The following is a 541-nucleotide window of genomic DNA, read 5'->3' on the forward strand; positions in this document are numbered from 1 at the left end:
GTTTTACGCTCGGTTGGTGGTTTCTGGTGTACACGACGGCACTAGACTTATGCTAGGCGAACTCGGGGCGGATCGGAGTTTGCCGGGCGTTATTCTGTCCGTCGAAGAAGCTCAATCCATGGTTTCGTTCAAGATAAATAAAACAAATCGCGTGTAATGATGGACACTAGCTAAGACGAGATGTAAGGTACATCACTATCAAGGGTGTTGTTAGAGGGATGGGGAGAATGCCTCATGGCGTTAGACTTGGCAGCTCGTATTCAGCAGCGAAAACCTGATCCGCGCTGGAAACGCCTTCCGCGTTTTATTGCGGGGGGCGAATGTATAAATTGTCAAGAATGTGTTAGACGTTGCCCAGTTGCTTTTGCGGCAATCGTGGTTCTTGATCATGGACCTGTGATAATCCCCGAACTCTGCTCAGGTTGTCCGCAGTGTGTGAAAGCTTGCCCGATGGATTGCATATATGAAGATTTGGAGGGTCAGCGCAACGGTACCCCTGAAGAGCTTTGGAAAAAGGTAGAGCAACGTGAAAACGAATTTT

1 protein-coding gene is annotated in these 541 nt (G+C 48.6%); it reads left to right on the forward strand.

The features are described 5' to 3' along the window. Nucleotides 1-234: 234 nt before the first annotated feature. On the forward strand, nt 235-541 hold a 307-nt coding region (locus tag HMPREF3148_RS12995; protein WP_080969957.1), incomplete at its 3' end, for a DUF362 domain-containing protein.

This window comes from Corynebacterium sp. HMSC05D08, from assembly GCF_001807215.1.
Classification (GTDB): domain Bacteria; phylum Actinomycetota; class Actinomycetes; order Mycobacteriales; family Mycobacteriaceae; genus Corynebacterium; species Corynebacterium striatum.